Raw genomic sequence first — 26,992 nt, 5'->3', positions numbered from 1 at the left:
AGAGAGTTCATGATCCGCAATCCGATCCTGCCGGGGTTCAATCCGGATCCGTCCATCTGCCGCGTCGGCGAGGACTACTACATCGCGACCTCGACATTCGAATGGTATCCGGGCGTGCAGATCCATCATTCTCGCGACCTCGTGAACTGGACCCTGGTGAGGCGGCCGCTGGAGCGTGCATCGCAGCTCGACATGCGCGGCGAACCCGACAGCTGCGGCATCTGGGCACCTTGCCTCTCCTATGCGGATGGTCTGTTCTGGCTCGTCTATACCGACGTCAAGCGCTATGACGGCAACTTCAAGGATGCCCATAACTACGTCGTGACCTCGCCGGCGATTGAAGGCGAATGGTCCGAGCCGGCCTATGTCAACTCCTCCGGTTTCGATCCGTCTCTGTTCCATGACGATGACGGACGCAAGTGGTTCGTCAACATGCAATGGAACCACCGCACGGAGAGCTATGGCGGCTCACCGAAGACGCCGGCCTTCGACGGTATTCTGCTGCAGGAATGGGATCCGGCGACGAAATCCTTGAAGGGGTCGATCAGGAACATCTTTGCCGGCACGGAGCTGGGGCTGGTCGAAGGGCCGCATCTCTTTAAGCGTAACGGCTGGTACTATCTGACCACGGCAGAAGGCGGCACTGGTTACGATCATGCCGTGACCATGGCGCGCTCCCGCGACATTGCCGGGCCGTACGAACTGCATCCCAACAAATACCTGATCACCTCGAAGGACCATCCGGGAGCCGCATTACAGCGCGCCGGCCACGGACAATATGTCGAGACGCATGACGGACAGTTCTATCATACGCATCTTTGCGGGCGGCCTCTGCCGCCGCATCGCCGCTGCACGCTCGGCCGCGAGACCGCTCTGCAGAAATGCGTCTGGAAAGAGGATGGCTGGCTCTATCTCGAAAACGGCACCAGCGTTCCCGATGTCAATGTGGCCGGCCTGAACGGTGCGGTGCCGATCGAGAGGCCGCGCCGTAGCGGTTACAATTTCGATCAGGCCAGACTGCCAACGGATTTTCAGTGGCTGCGCACGCCGCAGCCGGAACGCATTTTCAGCCTGACGGACCGCCCCGGCCATTTGCGGCTTTTCGCACGCGAAAGCATCGGTTCCTGGTTCGAGCAGGCGCTCGTCGCCCGTCGCCAGGAGCATCACAGTTTCCGCGCCGAAACGGTCGTCGATTTCCAGCCCGACACCTACCAGCAGGTTGCCGGCCTGACCCATTACTACAATCGCTTCAAACTGCATGCCATCGCCGTGACCCTGCATGAGAAGCTCGGCCGCTGCATCACCATCATGACCTGCCCGGGCGATTATCCGAACGGCCGCCTGAGTTTTCCGATCGAGGGTGGCGTCGCAGTGCCCCATGGGCGGATCCAGCTTGCCATGGAGGTGCGGGACAACGATCTGCAGTTCTTCTGGCAGGCCGAGGGCATGGACGCATGGCAGGCGATCGGGCCTGTGCTCGACGCTGGTGTCATCTCGGATGAGGGCGGTCGTGGCGAGCATGGCTCCTTCACCGGTGCTTTCGTCGGCATGTTTGCCTTCGACACGTCCGGCCGGGCAAAGACGGCGGATTTCGACTGGTTCAACTATGATGAGCTATAAGACTTCCAGCGGAGCAGGCGCCTGGGCGAACCAATCGCGCCCATTACGGAATTGTAATTCGACTGTCAGACTCGTTTCATGTCTGTCACGATAAGTTCGCGTGCAGATTCTGAAATGAGGAAACAACCAATGAGAAAAATCTTCGCTGTTCTTCTTGCGGCGTCCATCATCGGAATGCCGCTGGCTGCGACTGCGCAGGTCAAGGCTGCGCCCGCCGGCAAGCAGGCTGTCGTCCAGAAGGAAGTGGTGAAGAAGAAGGTCGTCATCCGTAAGGGCGGTTGGGTCAAGGGACGCCGCCTGTCGGCCTCCGACCGCCGCCGCGCAACGGAAATCGACTATCGCGCCTATCAGTTGTCCGCACCCCCGCGCGGCTATCACTGGGTTCGCCTGAAGAACAACTTTCTCCTCGTCGGCATTACCAGCGGTTTGATTTCGAAGGTGCACGAGGCCCGTTGAAAGAGCGACGGCGCTCGTGGAGCTAAGACGAGTTCGGACTAGCCTTTTTAAATGATCGTGCTGCTTAACTTCGCGGCGTTGCCTTTTGTATTAATTTAATGAAATACTAATTTAGTGTTTCTTTTAATTGTGTGCCAAAGGAGATCCAATGCGCATAGTCTGCATCATTGTCTTAATGGCACTGATGACTGCTTGCACCGTAAACTCGTCAGCTAGTGGGTGGCATCGGGTTTCCTCTACCGAGCAAGGCCAGCTCGAGCGCGCAAAAGCCATATGCAACGGCCAAGCCTCAGAAACACAAGTGATCGCGGGCCGATATTGGATAGCTGGTGCGATGGCCTCAAACAGTACATTCAAAGCGTGCATGGCAGAGCAAGGCTATGTCCAATAGGCTGAATGGAAATCGATTATTCGTTCATGGTGACTAGCGCGTAGCGCTCTTGCCCTTATCTGTCACGCCTTTGAAGTTCACGCATCGGTACCGGTGAATCAAAAACCCCAGCACGATGGCCGGGGTTCTCATACATGGTGCCGGACCGATCAGCTCAGGCGACCCGCTGCGTGCGCCAGCATGGTGTAGACCTTGCCGGTATCCGATGTGAGATAGGATTGCGTGACCGTCTTGTCGCGATCGGTGCGAGCAACGTCGGTGAGCAGCTTTTCGAAATCGGCGATGTAGCGATCGACTGCGGTGCGGAATTCCGGCTCGCGGTCGTATTTGCGCTTGATCTCATCAAAGGTCTGCTGGCCCTTGAGCGTATAGAGGCGGCGTGTAAACACGTCGCGTTCGCCACGCTGGTAACGGCGCCACAGATCGACCGAGGCGTCATGATCGATCGCGCGAGCGATATCGACCGAAAGCGAGTTCAGCGATTCCACGACATGGCGCGGGTTGCGTGCGGCAGGAGCAGGAGCCTGTTCCGCCGGGGCTTTCGCAGTCGTCTGGCGTGCGGGCTGGAGACCGGCGTTTTCATCGCGCGATGCGCCACGCAGCAGATCGCTGATCCAGCCGCCGCCGGCTGCTTCCTGACGGACAGGAGCTGCTGTTTCCGCCGGACGCTGCGGCTGTGCCGCCGGGCGTTCGGCCGGGATCGACCCGCGCAAGCCGAGGGACTCGATCGAGGGCGGCTGCGGCTGCGGTGCCGGGCGCTGTGCGGGCTGCTGGGCGACCGGCGGCTGTTGCACCGGTTGCTGCGGAGCAGGTTGTTGCTGCCGCGGAGCTGCAGCTGCCGGGGCAGGTGCGGCGGGCCGTGGCGCGGGCTGCGCATCCGCCAGGGCACGGGCTGCAGGCTCGGAAATTTCCAGCTGCTGCGTCGAGCGGCCGACGATCTGCGAGATATCCTGCAGGGCCTTGATCTGTTCGGCAACCGCGCGACGCATGGCTGCGGCGCTTTCCTTTGCCTCTTCCGGAAGATCGAAGGCACCGCGCTTCAGTTCGCTGCGGGTGAGGTCAAGCTCGCGGCGAATATCGCCGGCCGAGCGGCGGATCTCATCCGTCGCACCGGCGAAGCGGCCGATCGCATCATCCACCGCAACGCGCAGGGTTTCACGCAGTTGCTGGGCTGCCGTCTCGGAGGTCTTGCCGGCGTCGGCGAGCATTTGCTCGACCTCTGACAGCGAGGCCGTGAGGCCGCCGCGCAGGCGATTGGTGAGATCGCTGGAGCGGCGCTCGGCATTGGCGAATGTGTTTTCGACAGCCTGGTTCGCTTCCTCGCCGGCCTTCTGCAAGGCGGCGCGCATGTTTTCCGCCGCATCTTCGGCGCGTTTCTCGGCGTCGGAAAGAACGCGGCCGATATCGCCGAAGGAAGACTGCACGCTCTGGCGAAGGTTGCCGGTCACCTGGTTCGACCGCTGCTCCGCCCGATCGAAAGCTGTTTCGACCATCGAGCCGAGGGCGCGCATGGTGTTTTCGATCTCCTCCGAGCGCTGAACGAGGCCGACGGCCAGATTCTGCAGTGCCGTTTCGCGCTCTTCCAGCGTCGATACGAGGTTTGACTGGGCGGCGCCCAGGAGCTGGGATGCCTGCGTCAGCACCTTGGAGTGATCGTCGAAACGACCGACGATGCTGCCGACCTGCGACAGGGTCTGGCCGGTGATCTCAGACAGCTTGTCGACCTTGCCTTCGAGGAGACGGCTGGACGCGGAAACCATCTCGCCGGCCTTCGCGGCAGATTCGGCGAAGCGCGACGAGGTTGCTGTGAGGCGATCGTCGACGTTTGCGAATTCGGTGGCCGCGTTGGACAACAGGCCGGCAATCGCCGAGTTGTTGTCCGCCAAGCGCGCAATGATGCCGTTGACGCTTGCAAGCAGGTTGTTTTCGAGCGCGCTGACCGTGTTGACCGCATGCTCTGTGCGCGATGAGATCGCGTTGATGAGAGCGGCGTTTTCAGCGCGCAGGCGCTCCGTGCTTTCCTGAGCTGCCGCCGAAATGAGGGCTGCAGCTTCCTGACCCGTTGCCGCGTAGCGATCAACGATCGGGCGAGCCTTTTCGTCGATGAGGCGCGACAGCTCGGTAGAGCGTCCGGCAAGCATCGAATTCAGCTCGCGGGTACGCTCGTCAAGCGAGGTGCGGATGGATGTGCCACGGGCTTCCAGCGCCTTGTCGACATCGGCAAGCGTCGAGCCGATTTCACGGGCTCGCTCTTCCAGAGAGCTGCGGATCGCCGTGCTGCGCTCGTCGAGTGCGCGCTCGACCTGGGCCATGGAGGCAGCAATCTGCTCGCTGCCGCCGGCAAGCGTGTTGCGAATAGCTGCGCCGCGGGCTTCCAGCGACTGTTCCGCGGAAGACAGGGCCTGCGAAATCGTATTGACCTGATTGCTGACGAGGCCCTCGGCTTCGGCAACCTTGTTGACGATCGCATTACCGGCTTCCGAGAAGGTCTGGGCGACGGCCGCAGCCTGGCTTGCCAACCGGTTCTGCGTTTCGGAGACACGGTTGACGAGGTCGTTGGAGCGCTCGGTCATGGCACGGGCGAAGGCATCGCTGTGGTTGCCGAGGTTTTCGGCGAATTGCTGGCCGGTGTTGGCGAGCAGCTCGGCCGTGCGCGTCGCCTCCGTGTCCATGCCTTGCGCGGCGTCGGCGACGGCCGTGCGCAGCGTGGTGGCCAGATTGGCGGCCTTGCCTTCGATCGTCCGATTGACGGCTTCGAGGCCGACATTGAGGGCACGGTCCATCGTTGAAAGGCGCTCTTCGATGCGGGCGGATGCCTGGCTGCCGCTGTCGTCGATCTTCGCCGCGCCACTCGCCAGCGTATCGGAGAGGCGGTTGCCGGCAGCGTCGACCTGGGCGGCAACGCCTGTAACACCTTCATTGATGCGGTTTTCAAGAGCCGACAGGCTAGCCTCGACCCGCGAGCCGGTCTCGGCAAAGCGGTTCGTCATGCCGTCGATCGACTGGTTGAGGTTGGACGAGAAGGTTTCGGCCGAGCGCGCGATGTCGCCTGCTGCCTGCTGGATACGGCCGGCAATGTCGCCCGCGCCGCTATTCAGCCGCTCTTCCAACATCCTTGCGCTCGCGTCGATCGTCTGGCGCAGAGAAGCCTCGCGATCTTCCAGCGACATTTCCAGCATGCTGGCGCTGGTAGCGATCGAGGTGCCGATAGCGGTCGTCTGCTCCATCAGCGTATTGTCGATCTGCGCATGGGCGTCACGCAGGGCGAGATTGATCGCATTGCTGCGATCTTCCAGCGTGGAGCGCATACGCTCGTAGGCCGAGGCCAGGTTCTGATCCATCTGCGACAGACCGGCACCGAGGGTGTTTTCGAGCTGACGGGTGGTGGTGCCGAGAACGGTCTCGACGCGATCGCTGTTGCTGCCAAGCATTTCGGAGAGGGCGCTCGTATGGGCAGCGAGCGAGCGGTCCAGGCGATCCTGGTTTTCGCTATAGGCGGCACGAATGGCATCCGCCTTGTCGCCAAAGGCGCCGGCGACGCGGGACTCTGCGCCGGAGACGCTGTCCAGAAGTGCGTTGGCGCGGTCTTCCAGGGCGCTTTCGAAACGGTTCTGGTTTTCGGCGAGCGAGATCGCGAAGGCCATGCTCTTGTCATCGAGCGTGTTGGTCAGTGCCTCATGACCGCTGGTGACGGTATGGGCAATGGCCTTGGCGCTGTTGGAAAGAGTGTCTTCGAGCTTCGCGTGGCCTTCCGAAAGGGCGATAGCCAGGGCCATCGTCCGGTCGTCGAGGCTGTTGACGATCCTGTCGTGTGTGCCGGCAACCGTTTCGGAAAGGGCGTCGAGACGGCTCGATACCGCATCCTCGAGGCGAGACTGGGTGTCGGAGAGCGAAATGGCCAGCGCCATCGCCTTGTCGTCCAGTGCGTCGGCCAGCGCGTTGTGGTTGCTGCTGAATGCGTTGGTGATCGCCTCGGCGCGGTTGGCAAGCGTTGCTTCAAGGCGCGACTGGCCGGAGGTCAGCGCATCGGAGAGTGCCCGTGTCTTGCCTTCGAGCGTATCGGCAACGCGTTCGGCGTGGCCTGAGACGGTGTCTTCGAGACGGACCTGAGCCTCCGACAGCGCGATGGCGAGTGCCATCGTCTTGTCGTCCAGCGTGGCGCCGACGCTTTCCGCATGGCCGGAAACGGCGTTTTCAAGGCGGGCCTGGCTTTCGGAGAGGGCAACGGCCAATGCCATCGTCTTGTCATCCAAAGTGCTTGCAACGCTTTCCGCGTGTCCGGCTATGGTGCTTTCCAGGCGGGATTGGCTTTCACTCAGTGCGATGGCGAGTGCCATCGTTCTGTCGTCCAGCGCCTCGGTCAAAGCATTGTGGTTGCCTGCAAATGCCTTGATGATCGCCTCGGCGCGGTTGGCGAGGGTTTCTTCGAGACGAGATTGGCCGGACGTCAGGGCGGCCGCGAGCGCACTGGTCTTGCCTTCGAACGTGTCGGCGACGCGATCGGCGTGACCGGCAACGGTTTCCTCCAGCCGGGCCTGGCTCTCGGAAAGCGCGATAGCGAGCGCCATCGTCCTGTCGTCGAGGGCATTGGTGACGCTTTCGGCGTGACCGGAGACCGTGCTTTCGAGACGAGCCTGACCCTCGGCGAGCGCACGCGCAAGGTCCTTGGTCTTCGCATCCAGGGTGCCGGCAACGTGTTCCGCATGACCGGAAACGGTGTCTTCCAGGCGGGATTGGCCCTCGGAAAGCGCAATAGCAAGCGCCATCGTCTTGTCGTCGAGCGTGTCGGCCAGCTTGCTATGGGTGTCGGCCATGGCACTGTTGATGGCATCGGCGCGGCTCGCCAGCGTGTTTTCGAGGCGCAACTGGCTTTCGGCCAGCGAAATGGCCAGCATCGAGGTGCGTTCGTCGAGCGCGGCGGTCAGATGCTCGTGGGAACCGCTGACGGCATTGGTGATCGCTTCCGAACGTTCGGCAAGCGTCTGCTCGAAACGAGACTGGTTGTCTGCCAGGGCGCCGAAAAGCGCGTTGCTGCGAGCGGCCATCACGGCATCGACGCGCTCATGGGCGGAACTCAAAGCCTGCGTGATCTCGCTGGTGCGGGCAGAGAGGGTATTGTTGATGTCATTGGCGCGGCCGGTGAAGGCCGAGGTCAGTTCTTCCGTGCCACTTTGCAGGGCGGCGGAGACGTCGCGCGTAACACCCTGCACGGCGGAGGTGAAGGCGCCGGCATGCGACGCGAGCGTGGTGTTGAGTTCGCTCGTGCCCGAGGTGAGGGCCGAGGAAATGCCAGTCGTGGCGTTCTGCAGCGCCGACGTGATCTCGTTCGCCTTGGAACCGATGGCGCTTTCGAGCACTTCCTGTCCGGTTGCCAGCGTCGTTGCCAGTGCGAGGGACTGATCGGTGAGATGCGAACCCAGGCGCTCGATGCTGGAGGTCAGGATGCCTTCCAGCGCATCGGAATTGCTGCCGAGCGACTGATTGATGCGGGCGAGGCTTTCCGTGAGCTTGGTGTCCAGGGTGCCGGCGCGCTTGTCGAAGGCCGAGGTGAATTCCGATACACGCTCGTCGAACGCCGTCGAAAGCTGCGCGATGGTCGACTGGAAGCGCTCGTCGAAGAAGCCGGAGCGCAGATCGATGTCCATGATGGCATCATCTGCAGTCGACTGCAGGCTTTGACGGAAGCTCGCGCCCTTTTCGTCGAGGGCCGTGTTGAGGCGGGACAGAACAGTGTCGAGGGTGCCGGTAATGGAGCGCTCGCCACCGGTGAGGCTTTCGCTGATTTCCCGGGTCCGGGCAACCAGCGTCTCGTTGAGCTGGCGCGCACGTTCATTCAGTGCAGAGTTCAGCTTTTCGGTGTTCGCATCGAGCGTCGACGCGCGCGTTTCGAACTGGCCGAGCAGCGCGTTGCCGCGTTCAGCAAGGGTCGAGGACAGAGATTCCAGGCGGGTGTCGAATTCGTGGCTGAGAGCGAGGCCCGAAGCGTTGAGGTTCTGAAGCAGGCTGTCTGTCTTGGCGGCAAGGAGGGTACCGAGGGCCTGGACGGCGGAATCCGATTTCTCCATCAGCGCGGCGGCGCGCGTATCGATCATCGATGCGAAGGCTTCGCCCGAGGTCGAGAGGCGCACGGCGATTTCCTCGGTCGCCAGCGACAGGTCTTCCTTGATCTGATCGTGCACGCCGGAGATTGACGAGCGGATCCGCTCGGCGTGATTGACGATGGCGTCACGCTCGGTACCCAGCTCGTGGACCAGGCTGCGCACGCGCAATTCGTTGTCGGCGTAGCTGCGCTCCAGCGCATTGACCTCGGTATGGACGAGGGTTTCGAGCTCCGTGGCGCGCGCAATGGTGCGTTCGATGCCTTCGTTCATGGCCGAGACTTCGCGGCGCACGGCCTGACCGACCGTCATGATACGCTCGGATGCAACGGTTTCCGGCTCGACGAGACGCAGAGCGACTTCCGCCATGGAGCGGGCGGCATTGCGCATGTCGTGCGCACGCGAAATCATCATGCCGAAAGCATAGAAGAGCAGCACCGGAACGATGATGCCGACTATGCAGGCGATGACGCCTGGAAGGGCTGCGAGATCCGCGATCGAATGGATGTTTCGGATCTGCGTGCCATAGAGCATGAAGGCGAGGCCGGCGCCGCCGATGATCCAGAACAGCGAGAAGATCGTGGCGTTTCGCACCGCGTGGCTCTGCGAGGCTCCGTCGAGCGCTCTCAATATGCTTGCGGAACTCGCCCGGCTGCCGTCATTGGCGGCTGCAAGGTTCGGGTTCTTCGGCGCCTCGGCGGGGCGGGGCGGGGTAGCAGGGGCGGCGGTGCTGCGTGCGCCGCCATTCTTGCGGGCGGCATCATCCCTGGTCTGCTTTATCGGCTGTTTCGGCGGCTCAGACACATTTCGCTCCGGGACATCGGGCGTAGTGCCGCTGCGGGACTCCAAGCTCTCGTCACTGAAATCGATCTGCAGCGCTTCGTCCAATGCCTGAAAGGCCTTGTCCTCGACCGACTCGATGTACTTTTTGTTCGCCATGCGGTTACGCCTCGTTACAACTCACTCGGGCTTGCCGTGTCTTTTCCGGTAATTCCGCCGCGTCCGGAAAAGACGAACCCTGCCTCCCGCGGGTCTTCCGCCTTCGATCAACATCGAATTTGGATTTCCCATTACATTCAGAGTGGATAACTGGTTTTTCAAACGGATGTTATGAAAACATTACCATCATCCACTTCCGGGGCAAAGGCATGTGCCATCTACCCAATTTACTAGTATCGTAGTGACACATTCCCCTAGTCATGACAATTAATTCCACCTTAAAGCCAGTGGATCGTTAAGGTGACATTAACCCTGTTTATCTGTTCAACGCCATGAAAACCCAAGATTTTGAGCATGTTTAACGCACGTTAACCATGTCTGGAGTTTTCGGCCCTCAATGTGCCAAAATTTAACTGGATGGCCATGCCCGAGCCGCAACTATGCGGCAGGTCCCTAAAACAGTCATAGATAAATGACGGGAGCATTGGCACATGGCAGCTTTGAACATCGCATTTGAATCTCCTGATAATTCGCGGGGCGCGGCTCCGTCGCGGGAGCGGGCGATCGATCTCGTCCATCTCGGCAAGCAGACGATGGGCGACAAGGCACTTGAGGTCGAGGTGCTGCAGATGTTTGCAAGGCAGGCCCGTTCCTGTCTGCAGGAGATCGGCAGCGGCGATCCCAAGCGAGTGGAGGCCGCATCGCACAAGCTGAAGGGCGCTGCCAGCGCCGTCGGTGCCTTCCGCGTGGCGGATGCGGCTGGAGCGCTCGAAAGCAATGTCGGCGACGCCGCTCACATGGCAGCGGTCACAACCAGCGTCATCGAGGCCGAAAACTTCATTTTGAAGCTTTCGCGCTGAGCCGATCCGCTCGACGATCAATGATGTGCACCCTTGCGCCGCCGGACGGGACAAACCGTTTCGGCGGCGCAAATGTTGACTGCCCCATCGATTTGTTGGAAGTAAAATTCCGATCACCCTTCATTCACGAAATATCGGAATTCACCCACATGACCAAATTGACCATCGTCGCCTTCGACGGGACGCGCTTTGACCTCAATGTCGACGAGGGCTCCACCGTGATGGAAAATGCCGTACGCAACTCCGTTCCAGGCATCGAAGCGGAATGCGGCGGTGCGTGCGCCTGTGCCACCTGTCATGTCTATGTCGATGAGGAATGGACCGAGGAGGTCGGCGGCCCGGAAGCCATGGAAGAAGACATGCTCGACTTCGCCTTCGACGTTCGTCCGAACTCGCGGCTCTCCTGTCAGATCAAGATGAAGAGTGCGCTGGACGGCCTTGTCGTCCACGTGCCGGAGCGCCAGGCCTGACACCGGACCTCGGGCACGTCCCGTCCGATCCGTCACGATAATCCCGCTGAGGGTCGAATGCCCAAAAAAGATGCCCCGCTCAGCTGGTGCAGCGAGCGAGGCGAGGCGGGCGCATCACCGCAGGCAAGGGAGGAAACACCTGCGGCTTCAGGACGCGCCAGGAGAACACTTAGCGCATGCTTTAAGAAACAAACCCGACTGCGCCGAAGAGCGAAGAAACCCGCCAACGCAGGTACTCAAAATCGATTCTTTTGCGACATCCGCCCGGTCTTCTTCGAATCAACCAGTGCGTTTGTCTCTGTAATTGATAGGAAAAACCTATTTCAGATTCTCGTAAAGTTCAAAGAGCGACGAGATCACACGATTCACAGGATATAGTGACTGATTTCCCACAGTTGGCGCTTCTGATCGCCTTTTGCACCGAAGGTAGTTTTTGAAAGGCTACTGTCGGGCACCTTGGCGGCTGCGATAGTGGAGCAGCCTCTGCATCCGGCTCGTAAAATTGATCGCTTCGATGCGGTCGAAGCGCGCCTGATCGGCATCGTGCCGGTCGGTTTCCCGCGACGTCACCTCATTCGCCTTTTCCTGAAGCGCATCACAATTGCCGGCTGACGGCAGAGATAGGATCTGCCTTTCCATCTGCCGCGCATGTTGACGGGCGATTTCGACATGCCGGTCCTCATGGCGCCGGATATCGGCGGCCAATGTATCCCAGATCATGGAAAGCTGCTTGCTGGCATGCCGCCGGTCACGCCAGCGCGGTAGAATGATTTCCGTATCGACCGTAACCTTGACGCCGGAAATATAGCAGCGGCCGTTTGCTTCGCTGTAGGTCGCATTGCCGCCGAAGCGGATTCTCGTCGCACCGGGATGGTGACTGCTGGAGCCGATCGCCAGCGGTCCGCGCTGGTTCAGGGCGGCATCGAGCTCGTCGGCGGTGCTGCCCTTGATGTCGAAATAGGAAATGGATTTGCGGGCGATGACTTCCGCGCCGGCTACATTGGGTATGCAGAACGCGAGCAGCAATGCACACGAAAGACTGAACTTATGGGATGCAAGCGGCATTCGTGTCGCTACCATGTTGAACTTCGGCGAACCTTGCGGCATAGCCACTGTGAGCGCAATATCAAGCGCGAGGTTTTTTCCTTTTCAATGGGATGGACGGTTCGTGACGGAGCTTCGCAGCCAAACCTGGCATGTCGCGCATGGCCGCAGTATCGATGTCGGCGGACAAAGCGTCATCATGGCTATCGTCAATGTGACGCCGGATTCCTTTTCCGACGGCGGGCATTATGAGGCCGTCGATGCGGCCGTTGCCCATGCGCTGGCCTGTGTCGAGGACGGGGCCGGCATCATCGATATCGGCGGCGAATCGACCAAACCGGGTGCCGCCGCCGTCAATGCCAGCGAGGAGCAGGGGCGGGTACTGCCCGTCATCGAAGCCTTGCGCGGCAGGACCGATGCGCTGATTTCCGTCGATACGTATCGCGCCGATACGGCGCGATTGGCGATCGGCGCCGGCGCGCATATCGTCAACGATGTGTTCGGTCTGCAGCGCGAGCCAGATATTGCCACCGTGGCGGCGCAAACGGGTGCTGGTCTCTGCATTATGCATACCGGGCGTGAGCGGCAGAAACTGCCTGACGTGATCGATGACCAGCTTTTCTTTCTCAATCGCTCGCTGGAGATTGCCGCTGCGGCCGGCGTCGACAGGCAGACGATCGTGCTCGATCCGGGCTTTGGCTTTGCCAAGGAGAATGCCGAGGAAAATCTGGAGCTGATGGCGCGTTTCAATGCTCTGCTGCGCTTCGAGCTGCCCCTGTTGGTCGGCACCTCGCGCAAGCGGTTCGTCGGCACTATAACGGGTCGCGACGCAGCCGATCGGGATGTCGGCACTGCCGCAACCAGCGCGATCCTGCGGTTGCAGGGGGCTGCGATATTCCGCGTGCACAATGTCGCAATCAACAGGGACGCGCTGGCGGTTGCGGATGCTATTCTCAGGACGCGCGCGAGACTTAAAGCATAATGCTCGAATGCAGGGAGCGGTTTTCGGACCCGATCGCGCCTGTTCGAAACGGAGAGACGCCATGAGCGCTGTGACATACACCATTACTTTGCAGAATTGCGCCTTCTTTGCCCGGCACGGCGTCCATGATGAGGAGGAATTCCTTGGCCAGCGCTTCTTCGTCGATGCCGAACTCGATGTCGAAGCCGGCGATGCGCTGGAGCGTGATTCGATCGATGACACCGTCAATTACGGCATCGCATTCAGCGTCATCGAGGAAATCGTGACCGGGCGCCGACGCTATCTGATCGAGGCGCTGGCGCTCGATGTGGCGAAGGAACTATGCCGTCGTTTTCCGGGTATCCGCCGCGCCAAAATCACGGTACGCAAGCCCAATGCCCCGGTTCCGGGCGTTCTCGATTATGTGCAGGTGAGCATTGAGCATTTTGCCTGAAGGTGTAGCCGTGCGGACGACGCTCGGTTTGGGTGGCAATCTGGACAACCCGGTCCGCGCCATGGCGCTCGCCTTGCGCACTCTGGATGCGCGTGCCGATTGTCAGGTGATTTTGGTGTCGCGGCTTTATCGCACGCCGCCCTGGGGCAAGACGGACCAATCCTTCTTCTACAATTCCTGTGCTGCGGTCGACACGACCCTCACGCCGGAAGCCTTGCTGGACGTGTGCCTCGACATAGAGCGGCAGATGAAGCGGGTGCGGATCGAGCGCTGGGGGCCGCGAACGATCGATATCGATGTGCTGACCTATGGAGATCTGGAACAGGTCGAGCCGCTGCTCACCATTCCGCATCCGCGAATGGTCGAGCGTGGTTTCGTGCTGATGCCGCTTGCCGATTTCGCCGCGGATCTCGTGGTCAAGGGTAGGGCAATCGCCGATTGGCTGCGGGATGTTGATGTCGAAGGTATCGAGGTCGCGGACGAAAACCGTGACTGGTGGCGAACGGCCTGAGCTGGACCATATGACTATAAAGAGAAAGGCCGGCAAAATTGCCGCCCTTCTCTTTGTGAGTTGCTGTCGGACGTTTACTGGATCGATCCAACCGCCATCTGGTCGACGTCGGCGCGCTTCAGCGTGACGCCGATGACAGGCACCATCTGTTCGCCGACCTTCACCGAAATGGTGACGTTCATCGACTTGCTGTCCGGAACGCGGGCGATCATGGCACCGTTCAGCTTCTGACGGTTCAGTCCGAGAACGACGGTATTGTCGTTGACTGTGCCGGAGGTGACATCGAGGCCCTTGCCGGCCGCACCATCCAGGAATTTTCCGCTATAGGAGCCGCCGCTCTGCGTGATCTCGGCCGACATCGGCTGCTGGAAGACGCCGACGCGGCAGGTGCCGTCGAGCTTGACGCCGGCGCTGCTGCCATCGGATGGCTTGCCCGTGAGATTGCAGGTGAACTTCGTGCCTTTGTACTTGCCGGCAACGATCTCGCCGGGGCCGCTCCATGTGCCCGAGATCGACTGGAAGAACGCCTTGTCGCGGGGAGCCGCTTCGGCTGATTGCGTCCAGGCGCCGGTGGAGATGGCTGCGGCGGCAAGGCTGCTTACAAGAAGAAATCGACGCGAAAACATGGACATTCCCTAGCGAGGCGAAACCGTGAAACTGGTTGTCACTTTTGCCCGAGAATGGTTAATGCTTGGTTTCCGAAGGTGCTGAAGTCCCTAATTTGCAGGTCATCACGCCGGGTTGCGGCCGGTGACATTCGGCGTGAGGTCGCCGGCGAAATCGGTAATGCCCGGACGTTTGAGCGCCTTGAAGGGGAGCGGTCGGCAAAGGTCCATGGCGGCGATGCCGATTCTCGCGGTCATCATGCCATTGACGACGCCCTCGCCGAGGCGTGCGGAGAGTTTCGACGCCAAGCCATGACCGATCAACTGCTGGACAATGCTGTCGCCGACAGCGATGGAGCCGGTGACGGCGAGATGAGCGATCACATCGCGCATCAATCTGACCATGCCGAGCGTGCCGGGTCTGCCGCCGTAGAGTTCGGCCATGGCGCGGACCAGTTTGGCCGCTTCATAGAGAACGTAGAGAATATCGACGAGGGCACGCGGGCTGACGGCTGTTACCACCGACACGCGTTTCGACGCGCCGAGAATCAGCGCCCGGGCGCGGCGGTCGAGTGGGCCGAGCAGCTCGCGTTCGGCAAGATCAATGAGCTGAGGCGCATCGATGATGTCGTCTTCTGCCGCCTTCAGGGTCGCGCGGCCTCTCGCCGTGTCTGGATTGGCTTCGAGTAGAGTGCAGAGTCGCTTGACCAATGCTTTGGCGCGCGCCGGTCGGGTTTCGACGATGGCAGCTTCCGCCTCCGCCTTGATGGTCTGCACGGCGGCGAGCCGCATCATTCCGATAGTTTCGCGGATGACGATGGCGAACACGGCCAAAATGCCGATGGCGACGACCGCAAGGGCGGTATAGCCGAGCCAGTCGGCCCGGCTGAACAGGTCGCGGATGAGCTGATCCGTCCAGAGGCCGAAGGCGAGTGACACCAGAATGCCGAGCGCACCGAGTGCCACCTTGCCGAAGGAGAATCTCTTGCGGCGGGGCTTAGCGATGGCAGTCGCATCCGAATCGGCGCCGAGGGCCGGATTGATGAACGGATCTTCCGCGTCGGGCGTCAGCACGATGTCGGTATCGAAGCTTTGCGGCTTGCGAACCGCTGGTGATGTCGCTTCTGTTCTGGAGGTTTCAGGTTCCACCGTGAAAGCGCCGGGACGACGATTGCCGTTCGGCTCGTTTTCGGTCGATTTCGTCATGCGAGACGGTCTCCGAACAGGAACTGCATGGCGCGGTCGAGGCGGATATGCGGCACCGAAAGCTTGATGCCTTCACCGGTTTCGTCGAGCTCCGGCGGGCGAAACCGGACAACGTTCACCTCGGGCAGATGGACCTTCGCCCCATCCGATTCAAGGGCTTGGAACAGCCAGCGCGGATTTTCCGGCAGATCGCCAGGGAAGATCGCCGTCTTGCGATTGCCGTCGAAAGCCTCGCCAGCGATAGTTTCCTTGTCCATCGGCGTGCCGACGATGACGGGAAGCGTCTGGCCGTCGCGGGTCACGGTTGCCTCGCGGGTTGCGCGCACCGAGGCTATGGCCATGACCTCTATGCCGGCACCCGCCATGCCGATGCGCTCGATCGCCCGCTCGACGAGCCGGCGGGTGAGAGCCTCCAGACGGTCGTGGCTTTCATGATGGAGGTGGTCGGCTTTGGTCGCGGCCACTAGCACACGGTCAATCCGACGGCCGAGCAGCGAGGAAATGAGCGAATTCGTGCCGGGTCGGAAGCAGGCCAGTACGTCCGTCAGCGCCCGTTCCAGATCCTGCACGGCTTCCGGGCCGCGATTGATGGCCTGCAGGGCATCGACAAGGACGATCTGCCGGTCGAGGCGTGCGAAATGTTCGCGAAAGAAGGGTTTGACGACAACGGACTTATAAGCCTCGTAGCGGCGTTCCATCATCGCCCAGAGTGAGCCCTTCGGCGCGCTACCTTCGGGGGGCAGTTTCAGCGGCGCGAAGGTGAGGGCCGGCGAGCCGTCAAGATCGCCAGGCAGCAGGAAACGGCCGGGCGGCAATGTCGAGAGTGAGCGCTCATCGGATTTGCAGGCTTTGAGATAGTCCGCAAAGGCGGTGGCGAGGTCGCGTGCTTTCATTTCATCCGCCGATGCTGCGATGTCTGCCGCCTCCGTCAGGGCAAGCCAATGACGTGAAAGCTCGGCGCGAATGCCGGTGTTTGCCAGAGCCAGCGTTTCCTCGCTGAAGGTACGGAAATCCTTGGCGAGCAGCGGCAGGTCGAGCAACCATTCGCCGGGATAGTCGACGATATCGATGGAGAGGCGACCGGGGGAGAACAGGCGGTTCCAGCCGCTGGCGCTTTGATAATCCAGCGTGATACGCAGCTCGGAGATGGCACGCGTCGAATCCGGCCAGATGCGGTCTTTGACCAGGGCACGGATGTGGTCCTCGTATTGAAAGCGCGGCACGGCATCGTCCGGCTGCGGCTCGAGGCGGACGGCGGAGACGCGACCGGATTGCACCGGCTCGAACAGCGGCAGACGTCCGCCATTCAGGAGATTATGCACCAATGAGGAGATGAAAACGGTCTTGCCCGAACGGGAGAGGCCTGTAACACCCAGACGGATCGTCGGATTGACGAGGCCGGCGGCGCGATCGGCCAGATTGTCAAAGGCAATGAGGGCGTCGTCGGTAAAAGAGGTCAGGCTTGGGGGCAAGGCGGGATCCCTGGATGACAGCGTGGCCGTGAATATAGGGATCGAAACTCGCGCCGAAAAGGTGAGCAGATATGGCTCTGCAATCACTCGCGAGCGGGATTGCGGCTCATATTGGTAAGTCCCTACTCGGTGACAAAATCCGTCAGAGTCCAGCCTGACGATGTCGCATCGATTACAGCAAGGCCGGCTGTCGGAAAACCACGTGGGAGGGCATCGGCGAAGGCCTCATGTCCGATCAGCGCGGCGAGCGTCAGCTCGATGATCGGATTGTGCGCGACCAGCATGACGGATTCCTGGTCGGTCTGCGCCGAAATGAGCGACAGATAAATATCCGGCGTGCCGTTATAGAGCGCATCGACAAAGCGGAATTCCGTTGAGGGCGTGACGGCGCGGCGCATGGCTGCGGCCGTCTGACGACAGCGCAAGGCAGTGGAGGAAATGACGAGGTCCGGCTTATAGCCTTTGCCGACCGCTTTCTCCGCGACGATCTCGGCCGCCGCATAGCCATTGTCGCTCAAAGGGCGATCGAAATCCTTCTGTCCGGGCGTAGCCTGCCGGGCCTCGGCATGGCGTAGAAGATAGATCCTGGACGGCGGCGGCGAAATTCTGGTCATGGCGAAATTCCAGGGCTCGATTCCCCCAATGAGGTAGCGTCTGTTCGCATGCGCCGTCAACTGCGAGGCGATCCGCGAGAGGGCGAAATGCCTCGTCTTCACGGGAAGGTTACGAGCGCGGAGAATCGGGGCTGGCGAGAAGAAGTGATGAAAAAATAGACCCTTAGCCGAATTTTATGACAAATTTAAAAATCAGTTGACAGCATCTATTTGGCTTGAATCGGTACTATTGGTTGGGATATACAGCCCAGCCATATGAGATGTTCTTCAGGAGAATCGCGTTGAGTGAGAAGATCGATCTTAGCAACTATGTGCCCTCGGAAGACGAGGAATTCATGAATCTGAACCAGCGAGCTTATTTTCGAGCGAAGCTGATAGCATGGAAAAACGACATCCTTAGAGAAGCGCGCGAAACCCTGGATCATCTAGCAGAAGAAAGCGCAAATCATCCCGATCTTGCTGATCGGGCTTCCTCGGAAACCGACAGGGCCATCGAACTTCGGGCTCGCGACCGCCAGCGCAAACTCATTTCCAAGATCGATGCCGCCTTGCAGCGTATTGAAGATGGCACTTACGGCTATTGCGAAGAAACCGGCGAGCCGATCGGCTTGAAGCGTCTGGACGCTCGTCCCATTGCCACCTTGTCGATCGAAGCACAGGAACGCCACGAGCGCCGCGAAAAGGTTTATCGCGACGAGTGAATGACGCTTCGGTTTCGACCGGGCTTATGGAACAAAGGCACGACGGGGATATCCGTCGTGCCTTTTTCCATTCCGGCGGTTGAGAGGACGCGGCCTATTTGTCGCGGCTGACGCTCATTTCCCCGAAGATGCGAGCGACTTCTTTCTGAAGGGCGCTGTCGGCTCCGGTCAGCGGTGCAAGTTCGGGTTCGACGCGTTTTGCGGGGCTTGAGACGGGGGATGGCGCGGCATTTGGCTGCTGCTGCACCTGCCGTGGTGCCGGCGCGTTCGGAATGATCCGTTCGGCGGTCAAGTTCTTCGACATTTCCGCTTCGAGGATGCGCTGGAAATCGTTGCCGGGCTCGGCAGCAGGCGTCGGCGCCGATGCGACGGTGGGTTCGACTGCCGCCTGGCGCGCGGGAGCAGGCTGCTGCTGCGGCAGGACAACGTGGCGAGCGGCATCCAGTATGTCGGCTGCCTCAGCCTCGCTGATTGCCGGAGCGGGTTGTTGGGCGGGTTGCGGCGGCTTGACAGGGGCGGCTTGTGGGTGCTCGGCAACCTGCGGCACTGAAGCGGGTTCCGTTGCAGGCGCAAGGCGGGGTTCGTTGCGCAAATAGGCTTCGATCTTGTCTTCGGCGGATTGCTGGCGCTGCGGAAGCGCTGCGGGAGGAGCTTCCACCGCAGTCGCTTTCTGCAGCTGCGACTGCCTCTCTTCAAATGCCATGGGGATATCGACCGGCGTCGTCGCGGCTCCAGCCCGGGTGGCATCGGAAATGCCCGATTCGATGACGATGTCCGTTGGGCCGCCGATCATGATCAGATGTTCGATCCCATCGCGTCGCACGAGCACGAGACGGCGGCGGGCATCGACGGCGGCGGCATCCAGCACCTGCAGGCGAGGCTGACGGTTCTTGCCGCCGCGTACGAAGGGAGAAGGCGCTCGGTTGCGCATGATCCACAGAATGCCAATGAGTACGAGCAGGGCAATGCCAACTCCACCGGCTGCGAGAAAGAAGCGGCTGCCATAGGCTCCGGCGATATCGTCCAACATATCGAGATACTCCGTAATTGTCCCCGATGTCGCGGTTTACAGCGCAGCGCGCCAGATGTGACGCGCAAAGGTCGCTGTAGTACTTTAAATCCACTGCATAATTTTACCCTTAAATCGAATCCTATTTAAGGAATTATGCAGTAGGCGCAACTGTTGCGGGTAATGCTTTGACCGTGACCCTTCTATATCGCGATCATATGAACAGGATTGCGCCGGAGACAAGATGCGATTGCAGGCCGTTGTATTCTATTGCTTGTGAATTCAAGTCTTTCTGGTCCGGCAAAGCTTTTTGCGGATGACGCAAATTGATAAAGAAGATTCGAAAGGTCCGGCTCCGGCGACCCCAAGGTGTATGATATGTCGCGAGGAGAACGGCCGATACGAGGGGTTTATGACGAAGCAGCGTCCGTCCGACGAGTATAGCGTGCCGCTGGTGGATCGCGGAGTTCGTTCTGGAACCGTCCTGCGCATCATCCTGCTTGCGCTCGTTCTCATGGCTGCGGCGGCTGCCTTTGTCGTCTTCAAGAACCAGCTCGACAATGAAGCGGTTCTCGGCGGCCTTGGCATTCTCGCCATGGTCGGCATCTTTTTCCTGGTCTCTTCGATCATCGGTTTCGTCGAGGTCATGCCGCAGCCGCAGTCCGACAGTCTGGCGCGGTCCTTCCTCAACAGCCATCCCGACGGAACGCTGATTACGGACGAGAAGGGGCGCATCATTTATGCGAATGCCGCGTACGGCCGCCTGACCGGTGCGACGAAAGCGACGGAAGTGCAGTCGCTGGAAATGCTGCTGTCGCGAAATCGCGAATCCAACGAGGCTCTCTATCGTCTTGCTAATGGCCTGCGCGATGGCAATGAGGGATCGGAAGAGTTTCGCCTGCTGAAGCCGCTCGGCCCGGTTGATGGAAGCGGCAATAGTGCACATTGGTACCGGCTGAAAGCGCGGGTGCTGCCGCCGGAGCAGGGCAGCAGCAAGGTACTGCATATCTGGCAGGTCACCGACATCACCTCCGAGCGCGACGACCAGGAACGTTTCTTCAAGGAATTGCAGAACGCGATCGACTATCTCGACCATGCGCCGGCCGGCTTTTTTTCCGCCGGACGCAAGGGCGAGATCTTCTATCTCAATGCAACGCTTGCCGAATGGCTGGGCTTCGATCTGACCAAGTTCGTACCGGGCTCGATGACCATAGGCGATCTCGTCGCCGGCGAGGGGCTGGCGCTGATCCAATCGGTGCAGGCGGAACCGGGTCTCAAGAAGACGGTGACGCTCGATCTCGATCTGCGCCGGTCCAATGGCCAGAGCCTGCCCGTACAGATCGTCCACAGTGTCACGTCGATGCGCGACGGCGCGCCCGGTGAGAGCCGCACCATCGTCCTGACCCGGCAGAACGGCGGGGATACCGAGCAATCGGCCTCCGCCGCCGCGATGCGTTTCAGCCGCTTCTTCAACAATACGCCGATGGCGATCGCGTCCGTCGATGGCAACGGCCGCATTCTGCGGACGAATGCGCCTTTCCTGAAGCTCTTCTCGGATCTCGTCTCGCGCGATGATATCGAGCGCGGTGCCGCCCTTGAGAACGTCGTCAACGAAAGTGATCGGCCGCAGCTGCAGCAGGCGCTGGCGGCCGCCAAAGACCGGCAGGGCGATATTCCGCCGATCGACTCTCGCAATCCGAAAGACGAAACGCGGCATTTCCGCTTCTACGTGAATGCCGTCATCGACCAGACCGATGAGGCGCCCGAAGAGGCTGCCATCGTCTATGCGGTCGAGGTGACCGAGCAGAAGGCGCTCGAAACACAGATGGCGCAGACGCAAAAGCTCAATGCCGTCGGCACGCTTGCAGGCGGCATCGCGCATGACTTCAACAACGTTCTAACGGCGATCCTGCTTTCATCAGACCATCTGCTGCTTCAGGCGCGACCCTCCGATGCCAGCTTTGCGGATCTGATGGAAATCAAGCGCAATGCCAATCGCGCGGCCGTGCTGGTTCGGCAGTTGCTCGCCTTCTCGCGCAAGCAGACGATGCGGCCAACGGTTCTCAATCTGACCGATGTGATCGGCGATCTGCGCATGCTGGTGGACCGGCTGCTGTCGGGTACGCATGTCAAGCTCGACGTGGATTACGGCCGCGATCTCTGGCCCGTCAAAACCGACCTGTCGCAGTTCGAACAGGTGCTCATCAATTTGTGCGTCAATGCCCGCGATGCCATGCCGGGCGGCGGAACGCTGACGCTGCGCACCCGCAATCTGCTTGCGGCCGATGTCAGCGCCTTCAACTATCCCTATCTTCCGCATGAGGACATGGTGCTCGTCGAGGTCAGCGATACCGGCACCGGCATCGCGCCCGAAATCATGGACAAGATCTTCGAGCCCTTCTTCACGACCAAGGAAGTCGGGAAGGGCACCGGCCTCGGCCTTGCGATGGTCTACGGCATCATCAAGCAGTCCGGCGGCTATATCCAGCCGGAATCGGAAGTGGGCAAGGGAACGACCTTCCGCATCTTCCTGCCGCGGCACATCGTCGAAATGCCCGCGGTGACCGAGACGAAAGTGTCGGAAAGCCGCGATGTCGCGGCCATGGACCAGAGTGTCGGTATAGCCACCTCTGCAGAAGAACCGGCCGATCTCACCGGCAAGTCCGCTGTCGTGCTACTTGTCGAAGACGAGGAGGCGGTGCGTCGCGGCGGCAAGCGCATGCTCGAGACGCGCGGCTATACCGTCCACGAGGCCGGCTCCGGCGTTGAGGCGCTCGACATCATGGAGGAGCTCGACGGACAGGTCGATGTCGTCGTCTCCGACGTCGTCATGCCCGAGATGGACGGGCCTTCGCTGCTGCGCGAACTGCGCAAGAAATATCCGGATCTGAAGTTCATCTTCGTTTCGGGCTATGCCGAGGATGCTTTCGCGCGCAATTTGCCGGCGGATGCGCAATTCGGCTTCCTGCCGAAGCCGTTCTCGCTGAAGCAGCTTGCCGTCGTCGTGCGCGAGACGCTGGACAAGAACTAACTGAGGGGCGTTCGCGCCTCTCCATGTTGCCGATTGCGGCGCAACGGTGTAATCAACCGCCCATGATCGACCTTGCCAAGCCCATTTGCCAAATGTGGTGGCGCTCCTTCTAGGAGCGGCAGTCGTCATGTCTTGAAATCGACCCTGCCGCCGTGATCCGGCAGGCATGGTCCATTCCGTTTTTCCTTCCCGATTGCGGCGGCTCTTTTTGCGGAGCAACGAAATGCAATCTCTTATCAATACCCGTCCCGTCATCCTGACGGGCGACCGGACCACCGGTCCACTCCATCTCGGCCATTATGTCGGGTCGCTGAAGAGCCGCGTTGCGCTTCAGCAAAGCCACGAGCAATTCCTGCTGCTGGCGGATACGCAGGCGCTGACCGACAATGCCCATGATCCCGAAAAGGTCCGGCGCAACGTTCTTGAGGTCGCCACCGATTATCTTGCCGTCGGCATCGATCCGGCGCTGACGACGATCTGCGTGCAATCCGCCTTGCCGGCGCTGGCGGAGCTGACACTGCTCTATCTGAATTTCGTCACGGTCAGCCGCCTGGAGAGAAATCCGACGATCAAGACGGAGATCCAGCTGCGCGGTTTCGAACGCGATGTGCCGGCCGGCTTTCTCTGCTATCCGGTCGCCCAAGCCGCCGATATCACGGCCTTCAAGGCGACCGTCGTTCCCGTCGGCGAAGATCAGGCACCGTTGATCGAGCAGACCAACGAGATCGTTCGCCGTCTCAATCGGCAGATCGGGCGAGACATTCTCGTCGAAGCTGCAGCCATGGTGCCAAAAGTCGGGCGCCTTCCGGGTGTCGACGGCAGGGCGAAGATGAGCAAATCGCAGGGCAATGCGATCCCGCTCTCGGCATCGCCTGACGAGATCAGGAATGCGGTGCGACGCATGTACACCGATCCGGATCACCTGCGCGTCAACGATCCCGGCAAGATCGAGGGAAACGTCGTCTTCACCTATCTCGATGCTTTTTGCCAGGATCGGCAATTCATCGAAGAGATGAAGGCGCATTATCGGCGTGGCGGCCTTGGCGACGTCACCTTGAAGAGACATATCGAGGACGTCCTGCAAGCGCTGCTCGCGCCGATCCGCGAACGCCGCGCGCATTATGCCGCCGAACCGAACTATGTCATGGAAGTCGTGCGAAAGGGGACGAGAAAGGCGAGGGAGCGGACGGAGGCGACGCTTGCCGAATTGCGCGACGCCTTGGGCCTGTTCACGCTTACCTGAAACAAAGCGCCGGGCGATCTTCTGACGCGCCCGGCCGCTCTCGTAGCTGCTGTCTGATTATTCTGCGAGCGCGACGGCGATCTCGGCGGCCAGGCGCGCATTGTTTTCGACAAGCGCGATGTTGGTCTTGAGGCTGCGGCCTTCGGTAATGTCGAAGATCGTGCTCAGCAGATAGGGCGTAACCGCCTTGCCGCTGATCTCGTCCCGTTCCGCGCTGTCGAGTGCGCGTTCGATGTAGATTTCCATCTCCTCGCGCGGGATTTCGTCGGCTTCCGGAACCGGGTTGGCGATCAGCATGCCGCCGTCGATACCGAGCTGTTCGCGCGTCGTCTGGAAGTTGGCGATCGCAGCAGGGCTGTTCAGCGTCAGCGGGCTCGTCAGACCGGAGGAGCGCGACCAGAAGGCCGGGAATTCGGTGCTGTCGTAGGTCACGACCGGGACACCGCGAGTTTCGAGCACTTCAAGCGTCTTCGGAATATCGAGGATCGCCTTGGCGCCGGCGCAGACAACGATGACGCCTGTGCGCGCAAGCTCTTCAAGATCGGCCGAGATATCGAAGCTCTCTTCGGCGCCGCGATGCACGCCGCCGATGCCGCCGGTGGCGAAAACCTTGATGCCGGCGCGGGCGGCGGCAATCATCGTGGCGGCGACCGTGGTCGCGCCCGTGCGGCGCTCGGCGATCGCAAAGGCGATGTCGGCGCGCGAAACCTTCATCGCACCTTCCGTCTTAGCGAGGGCTTCCAGCTCTTCCGGCTCAAGACCGATATGCAGCGTACCGTGAATGACGGCGATAGTCGCCGGAACAGCGCCTTCCTGCCGGATGATCGCCTCAACGCTGCGGGCCATCTCGATATTGCCCGGATAGGGCATGCCGTGGGTGATGATCGTCGATTCCAGGGCAACGATCGGCGCACCGCGCAGCTTGGCGGCAGCGACTTCCTTCGAATAGGAGATCGGAAGCAGGGGCGAGATAGGCTGGGTCATTGTCGTTTCCAATTCACTGAAACAGTATACGCGTCTTGAGCAGGCTTCATGACAGAATTTCGGCCTCGGGAACAAGGGCCAAAGCCGCCTTTAGCAGCTCTGGAGAGAGATTTTCTGCCGTCGCATAGGGGGACTGGACGGTGATTGCTGCCGCCGCTGCCCCATGACGGACGGCTTCTGCGAGATCGTGGCCGGCCAGCAGCGCCGAAAGAACGCCGGAGGCAAGCGAGTCTCCCGCGCCGGTGACATCGGCCACATCTTCGACCACAGGCGGCTGCAGGCTGACGATGGCATCACGCGAGAATGCGATCAGGGGGCGTTTCCCCCGGGTGACCACGCCATTGCGCAGGCCGAGTGCACGCAAAGCATTTACCCATTCGCGCGGATCCTCCGGACGGATTTCGGTCAGCGCCGCGGCTTCGGCCTCGTTGAGGAACAGGTGATCGATGCCGGCAAGGCTCGGTTTCAGCCGCACGACTTTGGCCGGCGAGATGGCGATAGCAGCGACCGGCTTGCCGCAAAAGACGGCCCTTGCCGCAATTGCGCCTAAGGTTTCGGCTGGCAGATTGGCATCGCAGAGAATGAGGTCGGTTTCTTCGAAGGCGTCTCGAACGGCGCGAATCGCCAGGCGTCTTGGCACGAAGAGCTTGTAGAGCTCCATGTCGGCAAGCGCGATGACGAGATTGCCATCATTCTCAAGGATCGCCGTATAGCTAGGCGTCTTGCGATCGAGGAAGACGAAGGGCTTGTCATCGATGCCGGCATGGCTTGCGGCTTCCGCCACCATTTCGCCGGAGGGATCGCCGCCGCGCGGCGAGATCAGCTTTACGTCGAAGCCGAGGCGGGCGAGATTTCGCGCCGCATTGAAGCCGCCGCCGCCGGGCTCCTCGAACCATGCGCCGGGATTGCTGGCGCCGGGCGCCGTCTCGCCGAAAATGCGGCCGCGCCGGTCGATATGGGCACCGCCGAGAACGAGAATCTTTTTCGCCATAGGGTTATCCTCAGCAGTCGAAAAGGCGAATCGAGCGAGCCGCAAACATCTCGCAATTCACTGTTCCTGGCATGTAAGTGCCTGGGAAGAAAGAAGAAAACAAAAATAGAACGAAATTCATTTTACCTTTTTCTTTCAATCGCTTGTTGTGCCCTTGCGATATGAGAACAAATCAAGTACACAATTCTCATCGGCGGCAACATTGCTAGAGCGGCTTCAATAACCTAAAGGTGGATCTAATGTCTCAGAATTCTTTGCGGCTTGTAGAGGACAAATCGGTGGATAAAAGCAAGGCACTTGAAGCGGCACTCTCTCAAATTGAGCGGTCGTTCGGCAAGGGCTCGATCATGAAACTCGGCTCGAACGAGAACGCGGTCGAAATCGAAACGGTTTCCACCGGCTCTCTGAGCCTCGATATCGCTCTCGGCATTGGCGGCTTGCCGAAGGGGCGCATCATCGAAATCTACGGGCCGGAAAGCTCGGGTAAGACGACGCTGGCGCTGCAGACCATCGCAGAGGCCCAGAAGAAGGGCGGCATTTGCGCCTTTGTGGACGCGGAACATGCGCTCGATCCGGTCTATGCCCGCAAGCTCGGCGTCGACCTGCAGAACCTGCTGATCTCGCAGCCCGATACCGGCGAACAGGCGCTCGAAATCACCGATACGCTGGTGCGCTCCGGGGCCATCGACGTTCTCGTCGTCGACTCCGTTGCGGCCCTGACGCCGCGCGCCGAAATCGAAGGCGAGATGGGCGACAGCCTGCCGGGCCTGCAGGCCCGTCTGATGAGCCAGGCGCTACGCAAGCTCACGGCTTCGATCTCCAAGTCCAACTGCATGGTGATCTTCATCAACCAGATCCGTATGAAGATCGGCGTCATGTTCGGCTCGCCGGAAACGACGACGGGTGGTAACGCGCTGAAGTTCTACGCCTCGGTTCGCCTCGATATCCGCCGCATCGGCGCCGTCAAGGAGCGCGAAGAGGTGATCGGCAACCAGACCCGAGTCAAGGTCGTCAAGAACAAGATGGCGCCGCCCTTCAAGCAGGTCGAGTTCGACATCATGTATGGCGAAGGTGTTTCCAAGACCGGCGAATTGGTCGATCTCGGCGTCAAGGCCGGTATCGTCGAAAAGTCCGGCGCCTGGTTCTCCTATAATAGCCAGCGCCTCGGCCAGGGCCGCGAAAACGCGAAACTCTTCCTGCGCGACAACCCGGATCTCGCCCGTGAAATCGAATTGTCGCTCCGCCAGAATGCCGGTCTCATCGCCGATCGCTTCCTGCAAAATGGCGGTCCCGATGCCGATGATGGCGACGCCTCCGGGGAATAAGGATTTT

At 60.7% G+C, this 26,992-nt stretch carries 20 protein-coding genes; 11 read left to right on the top strand and 9 right to left on the bottom strand.

The features are described 5' to 3' along the window. Positions 1–9: 9 nt before the first annotated feature. Both AC13RC_RS10445 and AC13RC_RS10440 read left to right on the top strand, forming a co-directional pair. Complete coding sequence (locus tag AC13RC_RS10445; RefSeq protein WP_488557096.1) at positions 10–1,620, top strand: glycoside hydrolase family 43 protein; 1,611 nt, start codon at positions 10–12, stop codon at positions 1,618–1,620. Positions 1,621–1,749: 129 nt separating this feature from the next. Further along, entirely contained in the window at positions 1,750–2,076 is a 327-nt protein-coding gene (locus AC13RC_RS10440; RefSeq protein ID WP_488557095.1) for an RcnB family protein, read from the top strand. 540 nt (positions 2,077–2,616) lie between these two features. Here the strand turns inward: AC13RC_RS10440 and AC13RC_RS10435 are convergent. Further along, positions 2,617–9,504 carry an apolipoprotein A-IV repeat region-like domain-containing protein gene (locus tag AC13RC_RS10435; protein WP_488557094.1) on the bottom strand — a complete coding sequence of 2,296 codons (6,888 nt, stop codon included), beginning with the start codon at positions 9,502–9,504 and terminating at the stop codon, positions 2,617–2,619. A gap of 491 nt (positions 9,505–9,995) precedes the next feature. Here AC13RC_RS10435 and AC13RC_RS10430 point away from each other — a divergent pair, with 491 nt between their 5' ends. Further along, a complete protein-coding gene (locus tag AC13RC_RS10430) occupies positions 9,996–10,364 on the top strand; it encodes an Hpt domain-containing protein (protein WP_113389954.1) in 369 nt (122 codons plus the stop codon). Between the two features lie 149 nt (positions 10,365–10,513). Next, a complete protein-coding gene (locus tag AC13RC_RS10425) occupies positions 10,514–10,834 on the top strand; it encodes a 2Fe-2S iron-sulfur cluster-binding protein (protein ID WP_488557093.1) in 321 nt (106 codons plus the stop codon). A gap of 441 nt (positions 10,835–11,275) precedes the next feature. Here the strand turns inward: AC13RC_RS10425 and AC13RC_RS10420 are convergent, their stop codons facing one another. After that, complete coding sequence (locus tag AC13RC_RS10420; RefSeq protein ID WP_145317644.1) at positions 11,276–11,899, bottom strand: DUF922 domain-containing Zn-dependent protease; 624 nt, start codon at positions 11,897–11,899, stop codon at positions 11,276–11,278. A gap of 103 nt (positions 11,900–12,002) precedes the next feature. On the opposite strand from AC13RC_RS10420, the gene folP reads away from it, so the two are divergent. The 3 genes from folP to folK all read left to right on the top strand — a co-directional run bounded on the left by folP (position 12,003) and on the right by folK (position 13,804). Further along, a complete protein-coding gene (gene folP, locus AC13RC_RS10415; RefSeq protein ID WP_488557092.1) occupies positions 12,003–12,860 on the top strand; it encodes a dihydropteroate synthase in 858 nt (285 codons plus the stop codon). A 61-nt stretch (positions 12,861–12,921) separates the two neighbouring features. Next, the gene (gene folB, locus AC13RC_RS10410; protein ID WP_069613040.1) at positions 12,922–13,293 is read left to right on the top strand and encodes a dihydroneopterin aldolase; all 372 of its coding nucleotides are present in this window, start codon (positions 12,922–12,924) and stop codon (positions 13,291–13,293) included. Then, complete coding sequence (folK, locus tag AC13RC_RS10405; protein WP_488557091.1) at positions 13,277–13,804, top strand: 2-amino-4-hydroxy-6-hydroxymethyldihydropteridine diphosphokinase; 528 nt, start codon at positions 13,277–13,279, stop codon at positions 13,802–13,804. The genes folB and folK overlap by 17 nt, the downstream gene beginning before the upstream one ends. A gap of 74 nt (positions 13,805–13,878) precedes the next feature. Here the strand turns inward: folK and AC13RC_RS10400 are convergent, their stop codons facing one another. The 4 genes from AC13RC_RS10400 to AC13RC_RS10385 form a co-directional block, all read right to left on the bottom strand. Further along, positions 13,879–14,430: a hypothetical protein gene (locus AC13RC_RS10400; RefSeq protein ID WP_113332607.1), complete on the bottom strand. Its 552-nt coding sequence runs from the start codon at positions 14,428–14,430 to the stop codon at positions 13,879–13,881. Between the two features lie 105 nt (positions 14,431–14,535). Then, entirely contained in the window at positions 14,536–15,615 is a 1,080-nt protein-coding gene (locus tag AC13RC_RS10395; RefSeq protein WP_488557090.1) for a YcjF family protein, read from the bottom strand. Further along, a complete protein-coding gene (locus tag AC13RC_RS10390) occupies positions 15,612–17,087 on the bottom strand; it encodes a YcjX family GTP-binding protein (RefSeq protein ID WP_488557089.1) in 1,476 nt (491 codons plus the stop codon). Before AC13RC_RS10390 ends, AC13RC_RS10395 begins: the two co-directional genes overlap by 4 nt. A 122-nt stretch (positions 17,088–17,209) precedes the next feature. Further along, complete coding sequence (locus AC13RC_RS10385; RefSeq protein WP_069613203.1) at positions 17,210–17,701, bottom strand: SixA phosphatase family protein; 492 nt, start codon at positions 17,699–17,701, stop codon at positions 17,210–17,212. Positions 17,702–17,982: 281 nt separating this feature from the next. Between AC13RC_RS10385 and dksA the strand changes: the two genes are divergently transcribed. Next, positions 17,983–18,402: an RNA polymerase-binding protein DksA gene (gene dksA / locus AC13RC_RS10380; RefSeq protein ID WP_004109001.1), complete on the top strand. Its 420-nt coding sequence runs from the start codon at positions 17,983–17,985 to the stop codon at positions 18,400–18,402. 94 nt (positions 18,403–18,496) lie between these two features. Here the strand turns inward: dksA and AC13RC_RS10375 are convergent, their stop codons facing one another. Then, on the bottom strand, positions 18,497–19,432 hold the full coding sequence (locus tag AC13RC_RS10375) for a flagellar biosynthetic protein FliO (RefSeq protein ID WP_488557088.1): 936 nt from the start codon (positions 19,430–19,432) through the stop codon (positions 18,497–18,499). Between the two features lie 391 nt (positions 19,433–19,823). Here AC13RC_RS10375 and cckA point away from each other — a divergent pair, with 391 nt between their 5' ends. Together cckA and trpS are read left to right on the top strand one after the other, a co-directional pair. Next, entirely contained in the window at positions 19,824–22,442 is a 2,619-nt protein-coding gene (gene cckA / locus AC13RC_RS10370; RefSeq protein ID WP_488557087.1) for a cell cycle histidine kinase CckA, read from the top strand. Positions 22,443–22,665: 223 nt separating this feature from the next. Further along, the gene (gene trpS / locus AC13RC_RS10365; protein ID WP_488557086.1) at positions 22,666–23,685 is read left to right on the top strand and encodes a tryptophan--tRNA ligase; all 1,020 of its coding nucleotides are present in this window, start codon (positions 22,666–22,668) and stop codon (positions 23,683–23,685) included. A 57-nt stretch (positions 23,686–23,742) separates the two neighbouring features. Here trpS and AC13RC_RS10360 read toward each other — a convergent pair whose 3' ends face one another. Beyond that, positions 23,743–24,669, bottom strand: a complete 927-nt coding sequence (locus AC13RC_RS10360; RefSeq protein ID WP_069613033.1) for a pseudouridine-5'-phosphate glycosidase — start codon at positions 24,667–24,669, stop codon at positions 23,743–23,745. 46 nt (positions 24,670–24,715) lie between these two features. Continuing rightward, entirely contained in the window at positions 24,716–25,660 is a 945-nt protein-coding gene (locus AC13RC_RS10355; RefSeq protein ID WP_113389961.1) for a carbohydrate kinase family protein, read from the bottom strand. A 239-nt stretch (positions 25,661–25,899) separates the two neighbouring features. On the opposite strand from AC13RC_RS10355, the gene recA reads away from it, so the two are divergent. After that, positions 25,900–26,985, top strand: a complete 1,086-nt coding sequence (recA, locus tag AC13RC_RS10350; protein WP_069613031.1) for a recombinase RecA — start codon at positions 25,900–25,902, stop codon at positions 26,983–26,985. Positions 26,986–26,992: the final 7 nt, after the last annotated feature.

This window comes from Martinezella sp. CNPSo 3890 (assembly GCF_057784455.1).
This window is presented reverse-complemented; position numbering and strand designations above follow the sequence as displayed.